Source organism: Micromonospora psammae, assembly GCF_036902725.1.
Classification (GTDB): Bacteria; Actinomycetota; Actinomycetes; order Mycobacteriales; family Micromonosporaceae; genus Micromonospora.
Window position 1 is genome coordinate 401,937 of the sequence record NZ_JBAKHM010000002.1, and the last position, 17,803, is coordinate 419,739.

General features: G+C 72.0%; 19 protein-coding genes. 15 read left to right on the forward strand and 4 right to left on the reverse strand.

Annotated elements, in window-relative coordinates; all coding sequences use genetic code 11:
- Window positions 1-73: 73 nt before the first annotated feature.
- The 6 genes from arc to prcA all read left to right on the forward strand — a co-directional run bounded on the left by arc (window position 74) and on the right by prcA (window position 6,428).
- Window positions 74-1,855: a proteasome ATPase gene (gene arc / locus V6U79_RS05235; protein ID WP_334532399.1), complete on the forward strand. Its 1,782-nt coding sequence runs from the start codon at window positions 74-76 to the stop codon at window positions 1,853-1,855.
- 268 nt (window positions 1,856-2,123) lie between these two features.
- A complete protein-coding gene (gene dop, locus V6U79_RS05240; RefSeq protein ID WP_442933744.1) occupies window positions 2,124-3,641 on the forward strand; it encodes a depupylase/deamidase Dop in 1,518 nt (505 codons plus the stop codon).
- A gap of 231 nt (window positions 3,642-3,872) precedes the next feature.
- A complete protein-coding gene (locus V6U79_RS05245) occupies window positions 3,873-4,088 on the forward strand; it encodes a ubiquitin-like protein Pup (protein ID WP_091438891.1) in 216 nt (71 codons plus the stop codon).
- Window positions 4,089-4,299: 211 nt separating this feature from the next.
- Window positions 4,300-4,797 carry an endonuclease VII domain-containing protein gene (locus tag V6U79_RS05250; RefSeq protein ID WP_334613662.1) on the forward strand — a complete coding sequence of 166 codons (498 nt, stop codon included), beginning with the start codon at window positions 4,300-4,302 and terminating at the stop codon, window positions 4,795-4,797.
- Complete coding sequence (gene prcB, locus V6U79_RS05255) at window positions 4,716-5,555, forward strand: proteasome subunit beta (protein WP_334532388.1); 840 nt, start codon at window positions 4,716-4,718, stop codon at window positions 5,553-5,555. Before V6U79_RS05250 ends, prcB begins: the two co-directional genes overlap by 82 nt.
- 66 nt (window positions 5,556-5,621) lie before the next feature.
- Window positions 5,622-6,428: a proteasome subunit alpha gene (prcA, locus tag V6U79_RS05260; RefSeq protein ID WP_334613663.1), complete on the forward strand. Its 807-nt coding sequence runs from the start codon at window positions 5,622-5,624 to the stop codon at window positions 6,426-6,428.
- A 216-nt stretch (window positions 6,429-6,644) separates the two neighbouring features.
- Here the strand turns inward: prcA and rfbD are convergent, their stop codons facing one another.
- Window positions 6,645-7,532, reverse strand: coding sequence for a dTDP-4-dehydrorhamnose reductase (gene rfbD / locus V6U79_RS05265; RefSeq protein ID WP_334613664.1), 888 nt, complete (start codon window positions 7,530-7,532; stop codon window positions 6,645-6,647).
- Window positions 7,529-8,518 (reverse strand): dTDP-glucose 4,6-dehydratase, encoded by a 990-nt coding sequence (gene rfbB / locus V6U79_RS05270; RefSeq protein ID WP_334613666.1) that lies wholly within the window; start codon window positions 8,516-8,518, stop codon window positions 7,529-7,531. The genes rfbD and rfbB overlap by 4 nt, the downstream gene beginning before the upstream one ends.
- 74 nt (window positions 8,519-8,592) lie before the next feature.
- Between rfbB and rfbA the strand changes: the two genes are divergently transcribed.
- From rfbA to V6U79_RS05290, 4 genes are all read left to right on the forward strand, one after another.
- Window positions 8,593-9,474 carry a glucose-1-phosphate thymidylyltransferase RfbA gene (gene rfbA / locus V6U79_RS05275; protein ID WP_334532376.1) on the forward strand — a complete coding sequence of 294 codons (882 nt, stop codon included), beginning with the start codon at window positions 8,593-8,595 and terminating at the stop codon, window positions 9,472-9,474.
- Window positions 9,471-10,094 carry a dTDP-4-dehydrorhamnose 3,5-epimerase family protein gene (locus V6U79_RS05280; protein ID WP_334532373.1) on the forward strand — a complete coding sequence of 208 codons (624 nt, stop codon included), beginning with the start codon at window positions 9,471-9,473 and terminating at the stop codon, window positions 10,092-10,094. The genes rfbA and V6U79_RS05280 overlap by 4 nt, the downstream gene beginning before the upstream one ends.
- Window positions 10,095-10,162: 68 nt before the next feature.
- On the forward strand, window positions 10,163-11,521 hold the full coding sequence (gene pafA, locus V6U79_RS05285; RefSeq protein WP_334532370.1) for a Pup--protein ligase: 1,359 nt from the start codon (window positions 10,163-10,165) through the stop codon (window positions 11,519-11,521).
- A 58-nt stretch (window positions 11,522-11,579) separates the two neighbouring features.
- Window positions 11,580-11,771 (forward strand): hypothetical protein, encoded by a 192-nt coding sequence (locus V6U79_RS05290; RefSeq protein WP_334532367.1) that lies wholly within the window; start codon window positions 11,580-11,582, stop codon window positions 11,769-11,771.
- 35 nt (window positions 11,772-11,806) lie between these two features.
- On the opposite strand, the gene V6U79_RS05295 is transcribed toward V6U79_RS05290, so the two are convergent.
- Window positions 11,807-12,892 (reverse strand): DUF3866 family protein, encoded by a 1,086-nt coding sequence (locus tag V6U79_RS05295; protein ID WP_334532365.1) that lies wholly within the window; start codon window positions 12,890-12,892, stop codon window positions 11,807-11,809.
- A gap of 225 nt (window positions 12,893-13,117) precedes the next feature.
- On the opposite strand from V6U79_RS05295, the gene V6U79_RS05300 reads away from it, so the two are divergent.
- The 5 genes from V6U79_RS05300 to tatC all read left to right on the forward strand — a co-directional run bounded on the left by V6U79_RS05300 (window position 13,118) and on the right by tatC (window position 16,914).
- Window positions 13,118-14,116 carry a helix-turn-helix transcriptional regulator gene (locus V6U79_RS05300; protein WP_334613668.1) on the forward strand — a complete coding sequence of 333 codons (999 nt, stop codon included), beginning with the start codon at window positions 13,118-13,120 and terminating at the stop codon, window positions 14,114-14,116.
- On the forward strand, window positions 14,113-15,135 hold the full coding sequence (locus V6U79_RS05305; protein WP_334521706.1) for a helix-turn-helix transcriptional regulator: 1,023 nt from the start codon (window positions 14,113-14,115) through the stop codon (window positions 15,133-15,135). Before V6U79_RS05300 ends, V6U79_RS05305 begins: the two co-directional genes overlap by 4 nt.
- Before the next feature lie 10 nt (window positions 15,136-15,145).
- Window positions 15,146-15,394: a hypothetical protein gene (locus V6U79_RS05310; RefSeq protein WP_334613670.1), complete on the forward strand. Its 249-nt coding sequence runs from the start codon at window positions 15,146-15,148 to the stop codon at window positions 15,392-15,394.
- 213 nt (window positions 15,395-15,607) lie between these two features.
- Window positions 15,608-15,940, forward strand: a complete 333-nt coding sequence (gene tatA, locus V6U79_RS05315; protein ID WP_334613672.1) for a Sec-independent protein translocase subunit TatA — start codon at window positions 15,608-15,610, stop codon at window positions 15,938-15,940.
- Between the two features lie 20 nt (window positions 15,941-15,960).
- Window positions 15,961-16,914: a twin-arginine translocase subunit TatC gene (gene tatC, locus V6U79_RS05320; protein WP_334613674.1), complete on the forward strand. Its 954-nt coding sequence runs from the start codon at window positions 15,961-15,963 to the stop codon at window positions 16,912-16,914.
- 100 nt (window positions 16,915-17,014) lie between these two features.
- Here tatC and V6U79_RS05325 read toward each other — a convergent pair whose 3' ends face one another.
- The gene (locus V6U79_RS05325; protein ID WP_334613676.1) at window positions 17,015-17,785 is read right to left on the reverse strand and encodes a DUF4253 domain-containing protein; all 771 of its coding nucleotides are present in this window, start codon (window positions 17,783-17,785) and stop codon (window positions 17,015-17,017) included.
- Window positions 17,786-17,803: the final 18 nt, after the last annotated feature.

A 17,803-nucleotide genomic window follows, 5' to 3' on the forward strand; every position in this document is an offset into this window, starting at 1 on the left:
TGCGTGGGACCGAATCGGCCTCATAGCGGCTAGTGTTAGGGCAGAACGTTCAAGCCCCCCGGGGAGGTGGGACGTGGCACGCAGCGACGACGCGGACTCGCGCGCCGCACGGTGGGAGAAGGAGGCCCACGATCTCTCCACGCAGGTCGCGTTCCTTCAAGAGGAACTCGCTCTGGTGCGGCGCAAGTTGACCGAAAGCCCCCGACACGTCCGGCAGCTCGAAGAGCGGCTGGCGGCCACCCAGGCACAGTTGGCGCGGCTCACCGAGAACAACGACCGGCTCGTGAGCACCCTCAAGGAAGCTCGCGCGCAGATCGTGACGCTCAAGGAGGAGATCGACCGCCTCGCGCAGCCGCCCAGCGGCTACGGGGTCTTCCTCGCGCGACACGACGACGGCACGGTGGACATCTTCACCGGCGGACGAAAGCTCCGGGTCGCCGTCTCACCCTCGTTGGACGCCACGGAGTTGCGGCGGGGCCAGGAGGTCCTGCTCAACGACGCGCTCAACATCGTCGACGCGTTCGGCTACGAGCGGGTCGGCGAGGTGGTGATGCTCAAGGAGATCCTGGTCGGCCCCGACGACGGTCCGGGTGACCGGGCGCTGGTGGTCAGCCACTCCGACGAGGAGCGGATCGTGCACCTGGCCGACACCCTGATCGGCGCGCCGATCCGGGCCGGCGACTCGCTCATGATCGAGCCCCGCTCGGCGTACGCGTACGAGCGGATCCCGAAGAGCGAGGTCGAGGAGCTGGTCCTGGAGGAGGTGCCCGACGTCGACTACACCGACATCGGTGGCCTCCAGTCGCAGATCGAGCAGATCCGCGACGCGGTGGAGCTGCCCTTCCTGCACGCCGACCTGTTCCGCGAGCACCAGCTCCGCCCGCCGAAGGGCATCCTGCTCTACGGGCCGCCCGGCTGCGGCAAGACGCTGATCGCCAAGGCGGTGGCGAACTCGCTGGCCAAGAAGATCGCCGAGCGGGAGGGCAAGGAGAAGCACACCAGCTTCTTCCTCAACATCAAGGGCCCGGAGCTGCTCAACAAGTACGTCGGCGAGACCGAGCGGCACATCCGGCTGATCTTCCAGCGGGCCCGGGAGAAGGCGGGCGAGGGCACTCCCGTCATCGTCTTCTTCGACGAGATGGACTCGATCTTCCGTACCCGTGGCTCCGGTGTCTCCTCCGACGTGGAGAACACCATCGTCCCCCAGCTGCTCAGCGAGATCGACGGCGTGGAGGGGCTGGAGAACGTCATCGTGATCGGCGCCTCCAACCGGGAGGACATGATCGACCCGGCCATCCTGCGACCCGGCCGGCTCGACGTGAAGATCAAGATCGAGCGGCCGGACGCCGAGGCGGCCAAGGACATCTTCTCCAAGTACATCCTCTCCGGGCTGCCCCTGCACCCGGACGACCTGGCCGAGCACGGCGGCGACCCTCAGGCCACCGTGGCGGCGATGATCGACGCGGTCGTGCTGCGGATGTACTCCGAGACCGAGGAGAACCGCTTCCTCGAGGTGACCTACGCCAACGGCGACAAGGAAGTCCTCTACTTCAAGGACTTCAACTCCGGGGCGATGATCCAGAACATCGTCGACCGCGGCAAGAAGATGGCCATCAAGGAGTTCCTCACCTCCGGACGCAAGGGGCTGCGGTTGCAGCACCTGCTCGACGCCTGCGTCGACGAGTTCCGGGAGAACGAGGACCTGCCCAACACCACCAACCCCGACGACTGGGCCCGGATCTCCGGCAAGAAGGGCGAGCGGATCGTCTACATCCGTACGCTCGTCTCCGGCGGCAAGGGCGCGGAGGCCGGACGGTCCATCGAGACCGCCAGCAACACCGGTCAGTACCTCTGACCCGACAGCGTTCGGGGGCGTCCGCCACGGCGGGCGCCCCCGTTCCGTACGCCCCGGCACACCGCGTCGGCCGGTCGCCCGGGCCTCCACTTCGGGCAGCGGCCCGACCGGCGCCGACCAGGCCGGCACCGGCCGGCCGCGCACCCCGGCGGGCGACGACACGATCACGGATCGCGCCCGCCCGCCGCGCCTGCGTCCTGCACCGGCCGGGGGCGGACTACGCTCGACGTGACGGGGGACCGGTCGGGCGAGTGGAGCGGGTGGGTCGATGAGCGTTAGACGGATCATGGGCACCGAGGTCGAGTACGGCATCTCCGTGCCCGGCCAGGCCGGGGCCAACCCGATGGTCACCTCGTCGCAGGTGGTCAACGCGTACGGGGCGCGCCCGGAGCTCAACCGTGGCGGCCGGGCCCGCTGGGACTACGAGGAGGAGTCTCCGCTGCGCGACGCGCGCGGCTTCACCTACTCGGGCGCCGCCTACGACCCGGCGGAGGCGCTGGCCGACGAGGACCTCGGCCTGGCCAACGTGATACTCACCAACGGGGCACGGCTCTACGTGGACCACGCCCACCCCGAATACTCCACTCCCGAGGTGACCAACCCGCTGGACGTGGTCCGTTGGGACAAAGCGGGGGAGCGGGTGATGGCCGAGGCGTCCCGCCGGGCCGCCACCATCCCCGGCACCCACCCGATCCACCTCTACAAGAACAACACCGACAACAAGGGCGCCAGCTACGGCGCGCACGAGAACTACCTGATGCGGCGGCAGACCCCGTTCGCCGACATCGTCACGTACCTGACGCCGTTCTTCGTCACCCGGCAGATCTTCGCCGGCGCCGGCCGGGTCGGCATCGGCCAGGACGGCGGCCAGAGCGGCTTCCAGATCTCCCAGCGCGCCGACTTCTTCGAGGTCGAGGTCGGGCTGGAGACCACCCTCAAGCGGCCGATCATCAACACCCGCGACGAGCCGCACGCCGACGCCGACAAGTACCGCCGGCTGCACGTCATCATCGGCGACGCGAATCTCTCGGAGATCTCCACCTACCTCAAGGTCGGCACCACCGCGCTGATCCTCACCATGATCGAGGAGAAGGCGCTCGGCGCCGACCTCGGCATCGCCGACCCGGTGGGTGAGCTGCGCGCGGTCAGCCACGACCCGTCGCTGAAGCACCTGATGCGGCTGCGTGACGGGCGGCGGCTGACCGCCCTGGACGTCCAGTGGGCGTACCTGGAGCGGGTGCGGTCCTTCGTGGACGACCGCTACGGCGACGACGTGGACGCGCAGACCGTGGACGTGCTGGACCGCTGGGAGAGCGTGCTGGACCGGCTCGGCCGGGACGCCTTCCTCTGCGCCGACGAACTGGACTGGGTGGCCAAGCTGCGGCTGCTGGAGGGCTACCGGGAGCGGGAGAAGCTCGGCTGGGGTTCGCACAAGCTCCAACTGGTCGACCTCCAGTACTCCGACGTCCGGCCGGAGAAGGGCCTCTACCACCGGCTGGTCTCCCGCGGGGCGATGAAGACCCTGCTGACCGACGAGCAGACCCGCACCGCGATGACCGAGCCGCCGGAGGACACCCGGGCCTACTTCCGTGGTCGCTGCCTCGGCCAGTACGCCTCCGAGGTCGTCGCGGCCAGCTGGGACTCGGTCATCTTCGACGTCGGCCGGGAGTCGCTGGTCCGGGTGCCGATGATGGAACCGGAACGGGGCACCCGCAAGCACGTCGGCGCGCTCTTCGACCGCTGCGCGAGCGCCAAGGATCTGCTGGAGATGCTGACCGGGCACTGAGTGCCGGTAATGCCTACGGCACCGTCGCGCCGCGGCATGGTGTACCGGTCCGGGTGGCCGCAGCGTACCGCCGCGGCCGACCGGCGGTACGCCATGCCGGGGTGCTCCGATGGCGCCACCCGGCGTGGTGCGACTGCTCCCGTCCGCCTGTGGCGAACACGGCTGACGCGGGCGCTTCCTGTCGCCCCAACGGGGTAGATTTCATGCCAGGCGATCGTGGAGGAGGCAGTCATGGCCACTCGTGACAGCGGTGGGCAGTCGCAGTCGGGCAAGTCCCGGCAGGGCGAGGAGACCGAGGACGTCACCACCGAGGCGAACCCGGAGGTCGCCGAGCGGCACGCCGAAATCACCGAGGACGTCGATGACCTGCTCGACGAGATCGACTCCGTCCTCGAGGAGAACGCCGAGGAATTTGTCCGGGGCTATGTACAGAAAGGGGGCCAATAGGGCATAGTGGGCTAATTCGGACATGCCCCGCCCTTTGGATGATCGGGATGGCCTCCGCCGCTGCCGCGAGTGCGGTGAATGGAAGCCACTCGATCAGTTCTGCGCGAACAGCAGGCGGCCCGACGGTCGCGGCAGCTACTGCAAACCCTGCTTCAACGTCCGCTCCAAGGTGAGCTACGCCAAACGCCTGAGGGCGCAACAGGGTAGGGAGGTGCGCCAGCTGCCGCTGGTGCCGGCGGGACAGCGCCGATGCCCGGACTGCGGCGCCATCAAGCCCCTTGACGACTTTCCGCGGAACCGCTCCGGCCGAGGAGGCTACGGCCGATACTGCAAGCCCTGCCACAACGCAAAGGGCAAGGAGACGGCGCAGCGGCTCTATGGCGGGACCCGCGAATACCACCTGCGGCGGCGGTACGGCATAGGAGAGAAGGAGTTCCAGGAACTCCTGGCCGAGCAGGGCGGGGTCTGCGCGATCTGCGGCGGCGCGGACCCGCAACATCTGGACCACGATCATCGCACCGGATGGGTGCGCGGGATACTCTGCTTCAACTGCAACGGTGGTCTTGGCCAGTTCCGTGACAGTCCCACGAGGCTGGCCAGGGCGATCACGTACCTGAGAGGAACCACGTGGCAGCGGGTTTTGATCCATCCGGGCGTCTACCAGATGTGTTCACCAACGCGGGGACGTCCTCCTTCACGGCCTTTCTGAGCCGGGTGGCCCCCGAGATGCTGCCCGGCCGACGGCCGCTGCCGCCGGGCATGGCCGCCGACCTGGCTCCGCACGCCACCACCATCGTGGCCATCTCGGCCGCCGGCGGTGTGGTGATGGCCGGCGACCGGCGGGCCACCATGGGCAACCTGATCGCTCAGCGGGACATCGAGAAGGTGCACCCGGCCGACGCGTACTCGCTGGTCGGCATCGCGGGCACCGCCGGCATCGGCATCGAGCTGATGCGACTGTTCCAGGTGGAGCTGGAGCACTACGAGAAGATCGAGGGCGCGATGCTCTCGCTCGACGGCAAGGCCAACCGGCTCGCCTCGATGATCCGCGGCAACCTCGGCGCGGCGATGCAGGGCCTCGCGGTGATCCCGCTCTTCGCCGGCTTCGACCTGGCGGCCAGCGATCCGGCGAAGGCCGGGCGGATCTTCAGCTTCGACGTGACCGGTGGACCGTACGAGGAGACCGGCTACGACGCGATCGGCTCCGGTTCGATCTTCGCCCGGTCCGCGTTGAAGAAGCGGTTCCGCGCCGGGCTCTCCATCGACGACGCGGTCCGCCTCGCCGTCGAGGCGCTCTACGACGCCGCCGACGACGACACCGCCACCGGCGGCCCGGACCTCACCCGTCGGATCTACCCGGTGGTGATGACGGCGACGGCCGAGGGCACGCACCGGCTCACCGACGCCGAGACGGCGGCCGTCGCCGAAGGGGTCGTCGCCGGTCGGATGGAGAACCCGGGCGGCTGATCCCGCTTCCCGCTCCCGCCCACCAGTCAGCAGTACTCAGCACAGCGCCGAAGGAGAACCGCCGCCGTGGCCATGCAGTTCTACGCCTCGCCCGAGCAGATCATGCGCGACCGCTCCGAGCTGGCCCGCAAGGGCGTCGCCCGGGGCCGCAGCGCGGTGGTCCTGAGCTACTCCGGTGGGGTGCTCTTCGTCGCGGAGAACCTCTCCAGCGCCCTGCACAAGGTCAGTGAGATCTACGACCGGATCGGCTTCGCCGCGGTCGGCCGGTACAACGAGTTCGAGAACCTGCGCCGGGCCGGGGTGCGGATGGCCGACCTGAACGGGCTGAGCTACGACCGGCGGGACGTGACCGGGCGGGCCCTGGCCAACGCGTTCGCGCAGACCCTGGGCTCGATCTTCACCGAGCAGTCCAAGCCGTTCGAGGTGGAGATCTGCGTCTCCCAGGTCGGCGCCACCGCCGAGGACGACGAGCTGTACCGGATCACCTACGACGGCTCGGTGAACGACGAGCCGGGCCGGATGGCGATGGGCGGGCAGGCCGAGGCGATCACGGGGGTACTCAAGTCCGACCACCGCCCGGACATGTCGCTCAGCGAGGCCGTCAAGGTCGCCGTACGGGCGCTGAGCAGCGTCGGCGGCGAGGGTGGCGCGGCCCGGACCATCGCGGCCAACCAGCTCGAGGTGGCGGTGCTGGACCGGCATCGGGTCGGGCGCACCTTCCGCCGCGTCACCGGGGCGGCGTTGACCGGGCTGCTCGAGGGGGACGCCTCGGCCGACGTCGCGCCGGAGGACGGGCGGGCGAACACGCCGACGGTGCCGACGGAGGAGTCGCGCAAGCCGACCAGCTCCGCCGGCTCCGCCGACCTGGAGTGACCGGTGGGCCCACGGCCCGCAGGAATGATGTCCGCTTCGCGGGGTCGGGAGTTCTCCCGGCCCCGCGGTCCGTCTCGGCCGGGGTAGGCCCCGGCCGGGCGGGGTGGACGAGTGGTGGGGCGGCTTCGGGTGACCGTCGTGGGACACCGGTGCGTCCCGGCCGCCTTGCCTGAGGAGCCCGAGGCTGACGCCGGAGGCGAGCAGATCAGGGCCGCTTCACGCGGCATTCCACCGGGTGGGCGGGACGGTGGAGTCGAAGGCGTCGGTCAGGCTGTCGTGCCAGTTCGGCAGCGGGGGCAGACCGGCGACGGCCCAGCGGTCGTGCCCCAGCACGGTGCAGGTCGGTCGGGTGGCCGGACGCGGGAACCGGTCACTGGTGGTGGGTCGGATCCGTTCCGGGTCGAGCCCGGCCAGGGTGAAGGCCGCGCGGGCCAGGCCGTACCAGGTGGTCGCGCCGGAACAGGTGCCGTGGTAGACGCCGGCGGGGGCTCGGCCGGCCAGCGCCGCGTCGGCGAGCGCGACCAGCTGGGCGGCGAGGGCGTACGACCAGGTGGGCTGGCCCTGCTGGTCGTCGACCACGTCGAGGTGCTCGCGCTGGCCGGCCAGGCGGAGCATGGTGGTGACGAAGTTCGGGCCGTGCGCGCCGTAGAGCCAGGCGGTGCGGACGACGTACCCGGTGTCGGGCAGCAGCCGGGCGACGGCGCGTTCGCCGGCGAGCTTGCTGCGCCCGTACGCGTTGACCGGGTCGGTCGGCGCGTCCTCCGGGTACGGGGTGGTCGCGTCGCCGCGGAAGACGTAGTCGGTGGAGACGTGCAGCAGCCGCGCGCCGGTCTCGGCGCCGGCCGCGGCGAGGTTCGCCACCCCGTCGCCGTTGACCCGGGTGGCGGCCGCCTCGGCCGCCTCGGCGCCGTCGACGTCGGTCCACGCCGCGGCGTTGACCAGGACGTCGTGCCCGGCGACGGCGGCGCGGACCGCGTCGGCGTCGGTGATGTCCAGCTCGTCGCGGGTGAGCGCGGTCACCTTCAGGTCGCGTCGACTGCCGAGGACGGCGAGCAGGTCTGCGCCGAGCATGCCGCCCGCGCCGGTCACGAGGATCCGGGTCACGCGCCCGGCTTCGCCTTCAGCGGTTCCCACCAGGCCCGGTTCTCCCGGTACCAGCGCACCGTCTCGGCCAGGCCCCGGTCCAGGTCGATGCTCGGCGCGTACCCCAGCTCGGCGCTGATCTTGCCGATGTCCAGCGAGTAGCGGCGGTCGTGGCCCTTGCGGTCGGCGACCGGGACGACCCGGTCCCAGCCGGCGCCGCACGCCTCGAGCAGCCGGCCGGTCAGCTCCCTGTTGCTCAGCTCGCTGCCGCCGCCGATGTGGTAGACCTCGCCGGCGCGTCCCTTCTGCTGGACCAGCGCGATGCCCCGGCAGTGGTCGTGCACGTGCAACCAGTCCCGGACGTTGCCACCGTCGCCGTAGAGCGGCACGGTGCCGCCGTCGAGCAGGTTGGTCACGAACAGCGGGATGATCTTCTCCGGGAACTGGTACGGCCCGTAGTTGTTGGAGCAGCGGGTGACGACGACGTCCATGCCGTGGGTGCGGTGGTAGGCCAGCGCGAGCAGGTCCGAGCCGGCCTTGGAGGCCGAGTACGGGGAGTTCGGTGCCAGCGGTGAGGTCTCCGTCCAGGAACCCTCGTCGATCGAGCCGTAGACCTCGTCGGTGGAGACGTGCACGAACCGGCCGGTGCCGTGCCGCAGGGCGGCGTCGAGCAGGGTCTGGGTGCCGAGCACGTTGGTGGTGACGAAGGGCGCGGCGCCGGCGATCGAGCGGTCGACGTGCGACTCGGCGGCGAAGTGCACGACCACGTCGTGCCCGGCGACGACCTCGTCGACGAGCGCCGGGTCGCAGATGTCGCCCTGCACGAGGCGCAGCCGGGGGTCCTGCCGGACCGGCGCGAGGTTGGCCAGGTTACCGGAGTAGGTGAGCTTGTCCAGCACGGTGACCGCGGTGGGCTCGCCGGAGGCGTCGCCGCCGGGCACACCCAGCAGCATCCGCACGTACTGCGACCCGATGAATCCGGCTCCGCCGGTGACGAGAACCCTCACGGGTCCGGAAGTGTACGCGAAGTGCGGACCCTCGGTCGGTGTCCGGTTTGGACGGCTACCGGTACGCTCCCCCGGTGCGCGGAATCCTTCTCGCTGGTGGCACCGGGACCCGGCTGTGGCCGATCACCCGCGCCGTGTCCAAGCAGCTGATGCCGGTCTTCGACAAGCCGATGATCTACTACCCGCTGTCGACCCTGGTGCTGTCCGGAGTGCGGGAGATCCTGGTGATCACGACGCCGGAGGACCAGGACCAGTTCGTCCGGTTGCTCGGCGACGGCAGTCAGTTCGGGCTGCGCCTTCAGTACGCCAGCCAGGCCCGCCCGGAGGGCATCGCGCAGGCCTTCGTGCTGGGCGCGGACTTCATCGGCGACCAGTCGGTGGCGCTGATCCTGGGGGACAACATCTTCCACGGCGTCGGTCTGGGCCGGCAGTTGGCCGGCAACGCCGATCTGTCCGGCGGTCGGGTCTTCGCGTACCCGGTGGCCAATCCGGAGGCGTACGGGGTCGTCGACTTCGACGCCGACGGTCGGGTGCTCTCGATCGAGGAGAAGCCGGCGAGGCCGAAGTCGCGCTACGCGGTCCCCGGCTTGTACTTCTACGACAACCGGGTGGTGGAGATCGCCGGCAAGCTCACCCCGAGCGCCCGCGGCGAGCTGGAGATCACCGCGGTGAACGAGGCGTACCGGGAGATCGGCGAGTTGTCGGTGACCGTGCTGGACCGGGGGACCGCGTGGCTGGACACCGGCACCTTCACCTCGATGATGCAGGCCGCCGAGTTCGTCCGGGTGATCGAGGAGCGGCAGGGCATGAAGATCGGCTGCGTCGAGGAGGTGGCCTGGCGGGCCGGCCTGATCGACGACGCGCAGCTGGCCGCCCTGGCCGAGCCGCTGACCAGGAGCGGCTACGGCGAATACCTGCTCAGCCTGCTGGCCGCCCGGCGTGGTGGGGCGCGGTGAAGATCCGTCAGCTCTCCGTCGAGGGCGCCTGGGAGATCACCCCGCAGCAGCACGGCGACCCGCGCGGGCTGTTCGTGGAGTGGTACCGCTTCGACGCGCTCGCCGAGGCGGTCGGCCACCCGCTGCGCCTGGCCCAGGGCAACCTCTCCGTCTCCGCGCGCGGCGTGGTGCGCGGCATCCACTTCGCCGACGTCCCGCCCGGCCAGGCCAAGTACGTCACCTGCGTGCGGGGCGCGGTGCTCGACGTGACCGTCGACCTGCGGGTCGGCTCGCCGACCTTCGGCCGCTGGGAGGGCGTCCGGCTCGATGACGTCGACCGGCGGGCGGTCTACCTCAGCGAGGGTCTGGGGCACGGCTTCTGCGCGCTGACCGACGACGCGACGCTGAGCTACCTCTGCTCCGCCACCTACAATCCGGCCGCCGAGCACGCGGTGCACCCGCTCGACGCGGAGCTGGCCATCGAGTGGCCGGCCGACGGGCCCCGGCTCTCCGCCCGGGACGCCGCCGCGCCCACCCTGGCGCAGGTCCGCGATTCGGGGCTGCTCCCCGACTACCGGGCCTGCCGTTCGTTCGTGGCGGGGCTGCGGCCGGACGGAATGTCGTACTCGGACGGGATTTGATCGACCGGAGAGCACGACCTGTGGTGTGACAGTGACGAACCGGGCCCCCGGGCGGCTAATGTCACATCATGGAGCGGCGAATCTTCGGCCTCGAGACCGAGTACGGCGTCACCTGTACGTACCGCGGGCAGCGGCGGCTGTCCCCCGATGAGGTCGCCCGGTACCTCTTCCGCCGGGTCGTGTCGTGGGGCCGGTCGAGCAACGTGTTCCTTCGCAACGGGGCCCGGCTCTACCTGGATGTGGGCTCCCACCCGGAGTACGCCACCCCGGAGTGCGACTCGGTCACCGACCTGGTGGCCCACGACCGCGCCGGTGAGCGGATCCTGGAGGGCCTGCTCATCGACGCCGAGAAGCGGCTGCACGACGAGGGCATCGCGGGCGAGATCTACCTGTTCAAGAACAACACCGACTCGGCCGGCAACTCGTACGGCTGCCACGAGAACTACCTGGTCTCCCGGCACGGCGAGTTCGGCCGGCTCGCCGACGTGCTCATTCCGTTCCTGGTGACCCGGCAGTTGATCTGCGGGGCGGGGAAGGTGCTGCAGACCCCGCGCGGGGCGGTCTACTGCCTTTCCCAGCGCGCCGAGCACATCTGGGAGGGCGTCTCCTCGGCGACCACCCGCAGCCGGCCGATCATCAACACCCGCGACGAGCCGCACGCCGACGCCGAGCGTTACCGCCGGCTGCACGTGATCGTCGGCGACTCCAACATGAACGAGGTCACCACGCTGCTCAAGGTCGGCAGCGCCGACATCGTGCTGCGGATGATCGAGGCCGGGGTGGTGATGCGGGACCTGTCGCTGGAGAACCCGATCCGGGCCATCCGCGAGGTGTCGCACGACATCACCGGCCGGCGCAAGGTGCGGCTGGCCTCCGGCAAGGAGGTCAGCGCGCTGGACATCCAGCAGGAATACCTGGCCAAGGCGACCGAGTTCGTGGAGCGCCGGGGCGGCGACCAGACCGCCAAGCGGGTGGTGGAGCTCTGGGGCCGGGTGCTGGCCGCGGTGGAGAGCGGCGACCTCGACCCGGTGTCGCGGGAGATCGACTGGGTGACGAAGCTGCGGCTGATCGAGCGCTACCAGCGCAAGCACGACCTGCCGCTGTCGCACCCGCGGGTCGCCCAGATGGACCTGGCGTACCACGACCTGCGCCGGGGCCGCGGCCTGTACGGGCTGCTGGAGCGGCGCGGGCAGGTGGACCGGGTGGCCACCGACCCGGAGATCTTCGAGGCGAAGGAGACGCCGCCGCAGACCACCCGGGCCCGGCTGCGCGGCGAGTTCATCCGGCACGCCCAGGAGAAGCGCCGCGACTTCACCGTGGACTGGGTGCACCTGAAGCTCAACGACCAGGCGCAGCGCACCGTGCTCTGCAAGGACCCGTTCCGCGCCTACGACGAGCGGGTGGAACGGCTGATCGCCAGCATGTGAGCGGAGCGGCGGCCGGTGCCCGGCACCGGCCGCCGACCCACCGGTACGCTGCGTCGCGATGAACACGTCACCCTCTGACCGCGACCGCGGCACCGAGAAGCTGAACTGGGTCGAGCGCCGCCGGGAGAAGATCCGCGCCGAGGTCGAGCGCAACCGGCGCGGCGAGTACACCGTGCCGACCTGGGTGCTCGTGGTCGCGTTGGTGGCCATCGTCGCCGGCTGGTTGGCGCTGATCTTCCTGGTCGGCTGAGCCCGCGCCGCCGAGACGGCACTGCCCTGGGGCGCTCAGCCGGCCAGGCGGGCCGCGTGCCGGCCGGCGGCGGCCGCCGCCAGGAAGTAGGCGTGGTCGGCGTCCAGGCCCCGGCCCATGGTGGAGAGCGTCACCGGCAGGGCCCGCAGCGCCGCGTCCAGTCCGTCGGTGGCCACCCGGACGATGGTGTGCCGCCGGGCCAGCGGGGACAGGGCGGCGTCCACCGCGGCGGCCAGCGCCGGGTCGAGGCCGTCGGGCACCACCAGCTCCGCCGGGGCGAGGGCGACCCTGCCGTACGAGGTGAGGCTGTGGTGGGACACGCCGCGGTGCCGGGGGCGGGGGTCGGCGTCGGAGATCCGCAGCGAGCCCACCGGCCGGCCGGCGAGGGTGGCGACCGCGTTGACCGCCTCGCCGACGGCGACCCCGGAGAAGCCCCAGCGGGTGCCGGTGCCCAGGTTGCCGGGGCCCTGGGCGACGATCGCGACGTCGGCGCGCAGCACGTGTCGGGCGGCGAGCAGGCCGGTGTGCAGGGTGGTGGCCTCCAGGTCACCGCCGAACGCCTGCCCGACGCTGACGGTCCCCACGAGGCGCTCGCGCAGCCCGTCGAGGGTGCGCGAGAACCAGGCCGGCAGGGCGCCACCGTCGGTGAGCAGGTACGCCACCCGGGCGTCCGGCGCGTCGGCGTGGATGCCGGCGAGGATCGCGGGCAGCGCCGAGTGCAGGTCGGCGGTGACCACGGGCAGGCCGTCCAGGCTCTCCGCCCGGGCGAGCAGGTCGTGATGCGGGGACGCCTCCTCGTCCACCCCGAGCATGATCGGTTGCAGCGGGGTGTACCGGGCCTTGACCAGGTGCCCGGCGTCGCGGGTGTCGCCGGCCTGCGGCGGGTCCGCCGGCAGCCGGTCGGGCAGCGCCACCACCAGGGCGTAGCCGCCGGTGCCGAGGCCCATCAGCAGCGCGCCGGCGTTGAGCAGCACCCGGTCCCCGGGCACCGGGTCGCCGACCAGGTCCGGGTACGCCAGCGCGCGCATCGTGCCGCCGTCGGAGAGTTCGACGTCCAGCTCCACCGCGCCGGCCCACCGCCGCCGTACCGCCGTGACCGTTCCCGACCGCCATCGCACCATGCCGGGCACGCTAGCGGCGGGCGGGCCGACCGCCGCGCGCGGGTCGGGCGGCCGGCGCGTGGGTCGCCGCCGGTGGCGGGGGACCGGCGGTCGGCGGGCCGGTCGGCGGTGCGCCGGCCGGCGGAGGATCGCGGCGGAGGGGCCCGGTCGGTGCCCGGTGACGAAGCCGGCCCGCCGCGCCGCGCGGGTGCACGGGCGCGCCGGGTGGGCTGCTAGCGTTCACCTGTGTCGCGGAGCCGTACCGAACGCCTGGTCAACCTGGTGATCTGCCTGCTGTCCACGCGACGGTTCCTCACCGCCGCGCAGATCGCCGCGACCGTGCCCGGTTACGAGCACGATCCGGACGACGCCAAGGAGCACGAGGCGTTCCAGCGCAAGTTCGAGCGGGACAAGGCCGAGCTGCGTGAGCTGGGCGTGCCCCTGGAGACCGGTACGGCCAGCGTCTTCGACGCCGAGCCCGGCTACCGGATCGCCCACCGCGAGTACGCGCTGCCGGACATCCCTCTCGAACCGGACGAGGCCGCCGCGGTGGGCATCGCCGCGCGGCTCTGGCGGCACGCCGGCCTGGCCGCGGCCGCCTCCTCCGGGCTGGCCAAGCTGCGCGCCGCGGGTGTCGACGTGGACCCGCAGGCCACCCTCGGGTTGGAGCCGATGGTCACCGTCGACCCGGCGTTCGCGCCGCTGACCGCCGCCGCGCGGGACCGCCGCGAGGTCGGTTTCGACTACCGGGTGCCCGACCGGGACGCGCCGAGCCGCCGCCGCCTCCAGCCGTGGGGTGTGGTCTGCTGGCGCGGCCGGTGGTACGTGGTCGGGCACGACCTGGACCGCGAGGCCGCCCGCTGCTTCCGGCTGTCCCGCGTGGTCGGCACGGTCCGGGTGACCGGCGAGCCGGGTGGGTACGCCCCGCCGGAGGGCGTCGACCTGATCAGCCACGTGGCCCGCTGGTCCGGGCCGGTCGAGCGGACCGGCCGGGCCACCGTGCTGGCCGCGCCCGGCCGCGCCGCCGGCCTGCGCCGCTGGGCCGTGCGGACCCTGCCCGGCCCCGACGGCGACCGGCTGGTCCTGCCCTACGCCGATCCGGACCACCTCGCCGGCCAGCTCGTCGGATACGGCCCGGACGTGCGGGTGCTCGACCCGCCGGAGGTACGCGACGCGGTGATCCAACGGCTCAAGGAGATCGCCGCCCGGCACGACGACCTGGCCGTGACCGGGGGTGCCCGGTGACCCGGCCGGCCGCGCGGGGCGGCTCCCGCACCTCCGCCGACCGGCTCGCCCGGCTGCTGAACCTGGTGCCCTACCTGCTGGCCCGTCCCGGCATCGAGATCGCCGAGGCGGCCGGTGACCTCGGCGTCACCGAACGGCAGCTCCGGGAGGACCTGGAGCTGCTCTGGGTGTGCGGGCTGCCCGGGTACGGCCCGGGTGACCTGATCGACATGGCGTTCGACGGCGACCGGGTGACGATCACCTACGACGCCGGCATCGACCGTCCGCTGCGGCTCACCCCGGACGAGGCGCTCGCCCTGGTGGTGGCGCTGCGGATGCTCGCCGAGACCCCCGGGGTCGCCAACCGGGAGGCCGTCGAGCGGGCCCTGGCGAAGATCGAGAACGCGGCCGGTGACCTGGTCGGCGCGCCGGTGGAGGTCCGGCTGCCCGGCGAGACGCGCCGGGTGCGGGAGTTGCGCGCGGCCGTGGAGCGGCGCCGGGCGCTGCGGATAACCTATTACACCGCCGCCCGGGACGAGAGCACCGAGCGGACCATCGACCCGCTGCGGATGCTGATGGTCGACGGCCGGGCGTACGTGGAGGCCTGGTGCCGCCGGGTCGAGGCGGTCCGGCTGTTCCGGGCCGACCGGATCGACGCGGTCGTCGAACTGGACGAGCCGGCCGTCGTGCCGCCGCAGGCGCGCCCGCACGACCTCACCGCCGGGGTGTTCCGGCCCTCGTCCGATCTGCCGCTGATCACCCTGCGGATCGGCCGGGGCGAGCGGTGGATCACCGAGTACTACCCGTGCGAGCGGATCGAGGTCGACGGGGACCACTGGCTGGTCTCGCTGCGGGTGACCGACCTCGGCTGGGCCCGCCGCTTCGTGCTGGGGCTCGGACCGGACGTCACCGTGGTCGCGCCGGCCGAGCTGGCCGATCAGGTACGCGCCCAGGCCGCCGCCGCGTTGGAGGCGTACGCGACGCCGGTGCCCGGCGCGGCGCCGTCGGCCGACCCGGCGGTGGCGGCGGTCACCCAGTAGGCTGACCGCCGTGGTGAAGTGGATCGTTCTCGCGGTGGTGCTGTTCGCGCTCGTCGTGCTGGCCCTGGCGGTCCGGCCGGTGCTGGCGCGGCTGCCCCGGCTGCGTCGGGCGGCGCTGGCGCTCCAGCGGCGTCAGGCCGACGCGGAGGCGCTGCGCGAGGCGGCCGAGGCGCTCTCCGAGCGGGCGGAGACGCTCCAGCGGCAGGTCGAGACCACCACCCAACGGGTGGAACTGATCAAGGCCAAGCAGGACAGCTGATCGACCTCGGTCGGTAGACCGCTCGCCGGTTGCGCGATCGGTGCCCCTTTCGCGCACCGATGAACGCCCGTAGGTGGTTGACGGGACACGCGAGGGTGGTCAAGACTTCACCGGCCGGGACCCACCAGCGTGGCCCGGCGGGTGGCAATGGCCCTCGACGGACGTACGATGGGCTGCGACCCACCCCTCGACACAGAGCGACTGGAGCTTCCCATGGGTGCCCTCAAGCCGTGGCACATCGCCGTACTCGTGGTCGTGCTGATCCTGCTCTTCGGCGCGAAGCGGCTCCCCGACGCGGCCCGCTCGCTGGGCCGTTCGCTGCGGATCATCAAGGCGGAGACCAAGAGCCTGCAGGACGACGACCGCGACCTGGCCGAGAAGGCCGACGCGCAGGCCGGCTACCAGCCGCTGCCGCCGTACGCCGGTCAGCAGCCGCCGCAGCAGCAGCCCTACGCCCAGCCGCAGCAGCAGTACGCCCCGCAGCAGGCTCCGCAGCAGCCGGTCGCCCCGCCGGTCGACCCGGTGCAGCGCGTCCGCGACAACTGACCTGAAGGGGCCCGAGCACCGTGGCCTTCGCGCTTCGCAAGCGCGGTCCGAGCGAGTTCGAACGGGCCGCCGACGGGTCCATGACGCTCATGGAGCATGTCCGTGAGCTGCGTACCCGTCTCTTCCGCGCCTCGCTGGCGATCGTCGGCGGGCTGATCGGGGGGTTCTGGCTCGCCCAGCCGGCGTTCAACCTGCTGAAGGAGCCGTACTGCCGGCTGCCGGGCGCCACCGACGCCCTCGGCAAGTGTCAGCAGTTCCTGCTGCTCTCGCCGGCGGACGGCTTCATCCTCAAGTTGAAGCTGGCGCTCTGGATCGGTCTGATCATCGGCGCGCCGGTTTGGCTGTACCAGCTCTGGGCGTTCATCGCGCCGGGCCTGCACCGGCACGAGCGCAAGTGGGCCTACGTCTTCGTCTCCATCGCGGCGCCGTTGTTCGCCGGCGGCGCGGTGCTGGCCTACCTCGTGGTGGACAAGGGCCTGGCCTTCCTGTTGGAGGCCGGTGTCACAGGCACCTCCACCCAGCTCGAGGTCACCCGGTACATCTCGTTCGTCACCAACATGATCCTGCTGTTCGGGGTGGCGTTCGAGTTCCCGCTGATCCTGCTGATGCTCAACTTCACCGGGGTGGCCAGCGCGAAGCGCCTGCTCAGCTGGTGGCGCGCGGTGATCTTCATCTGCTTCGCCTTCGCCGCCGTCGCGACCCCGGACCCGGGCCCGTTCGGCATGACGCTGCTGGCCCTCTCCCTGTCCCTGCTCTACTTCGTCGCGGTCGGGGTGGCGTTCCTCAACGACAAGCGGCGGGGCCGGGGCAAGGAGGTCTACGCCGGCGTCGCCGACGACGAGGTGTCACCGCTGCAACTCGACGACGAACCGGTCGTGGCGACCCCGGCGGTCGAGTTCTCCGGGCCGGTCGGTGCCCCGGCGCCGGTGGCCGCGCCCGCCCCGATCGACCGGCGCTACGACGACATGACCTGACCGGGCTGGTCCCGGGTCTCCGACGCCGTCCCCGTTCGCCCGGGGGCGGCGTCGTGGCGTTTGCGGGCCCGGCGTGGGCATCTGGTCATCCGGTCGGCGTTCAGTCCCACCAGAACGCCCAGCCCCGGGTGCCCAACAGGGCCTCCGCGTACTCGCCGAGCGTCGAATGGTTGCCCTGCCAGACATTGTCGGGGCAGAACGCGAGGTGTTCGGCGGCCACCAGCAGCGTGTCCTCGGTGGTGATCGGGGGAGCGGCGACGCTGACGTACAGGGTGGCGGGGCCGAGCGCGACGACCCGGGCGCCGAACCGGGACTGCCAGTCGCGCAGCACGGCGGTGAACCGGGCGGTGTCGTTGTCGTGGTTGACCGGCCCGGTCCAGGCGAGGGCGGTCAGCGTGTCCGCGCCGGTGGGTGCGGGTACGAGGGCGAGCCGGGTCTCGTCGTCCCGCAGCTGCTCGGCGAACCAGTCGGCGATCTCGTCGGCCGGGTCGTGATGCACCTGCGGCGGGGCGGTGCCCGGCCAGGTCGTGCCCACCGGGTCGAGGAAGCGGCGGTGGGACGAGTCGTCCTCGTCCTCCTCGGGCAGGAGCTGGTGCCACCACCGGCTGAGCACCGTCGCCGCGTCGTGGTCGTCCGGCGACGAAATTCCCGGGTGGTCGTCCATGAACAGGGACGACGGGTCCGCGAGACCGGTGTCTGGGACGGTGAGCAGGGGCCACAGCCCGGTCTGGCGATGATCGGCCCGCCGTCGGGCCCACTGCCCGGCTCGGGCCGGCGCGGTGCTCAGCCAGTAGCGGGCGCGGTCACCGGCGGTGGGCGTGATCAGCCGGCCCGCGGGAAGGTCGGCCGGCAGGGGGTGCGTCCAGGACATGCCGGCGACTGTAGTGAT

Excerpts from the sequence above, each read along its gene's own strand:
- V6U79_RS05325 (WP_334613676.1), bottom strand. The coding sequence starts at position 17,785 with ATGTCCTGGACGCACCCCCTGCCGGCCGACCTTCCCGCGGGCCGGCTG.
- tatA (WP_334613672.1), top strand. The coding sequence starts at position 15,608 with ATGGGTGCCCTCAAGCCGTGGCACATCGCCGTACTCGTGGTCGTGCTG.
- V6U79_RS05295 (WP_334532365.1), bottom strand. The coding sequence starts at position 12,892 with ATGGTGCGATGGCGGTCGGGAACGGTCACGGCGGTACGGCGGCGGTGG.
- pafA (WP_334532370.1), top strand. The coding sequence starts at position 10,163 with ATGGAGCGGCGAATCTTCGGCCTCGAGACCGAGTACGGCGTCACCTGT.
- dop (WP_442933744.1), top strand. The coding sequence starts at position 2,124 with ATGAGCGTTAGACGGATCATGGGCACCGAGGTCGAGTACGGCATCTCC.
- V6U79_RS05290 (WP_334532367.1), top strand. The coding sequence starts at position 11,580 with ATGAACACGTCACCCTCTGACCGCGACCGCGGCACCGAGAAGCTGAAC.
- V6U79_RS05245 (WP_091438891.1), top strand. The coding sequence starts at position 3,873 with ATGGCCACTCGTGACAGCGGTGGGCAGTCGCAGTCGGGCAAGTCCCGG.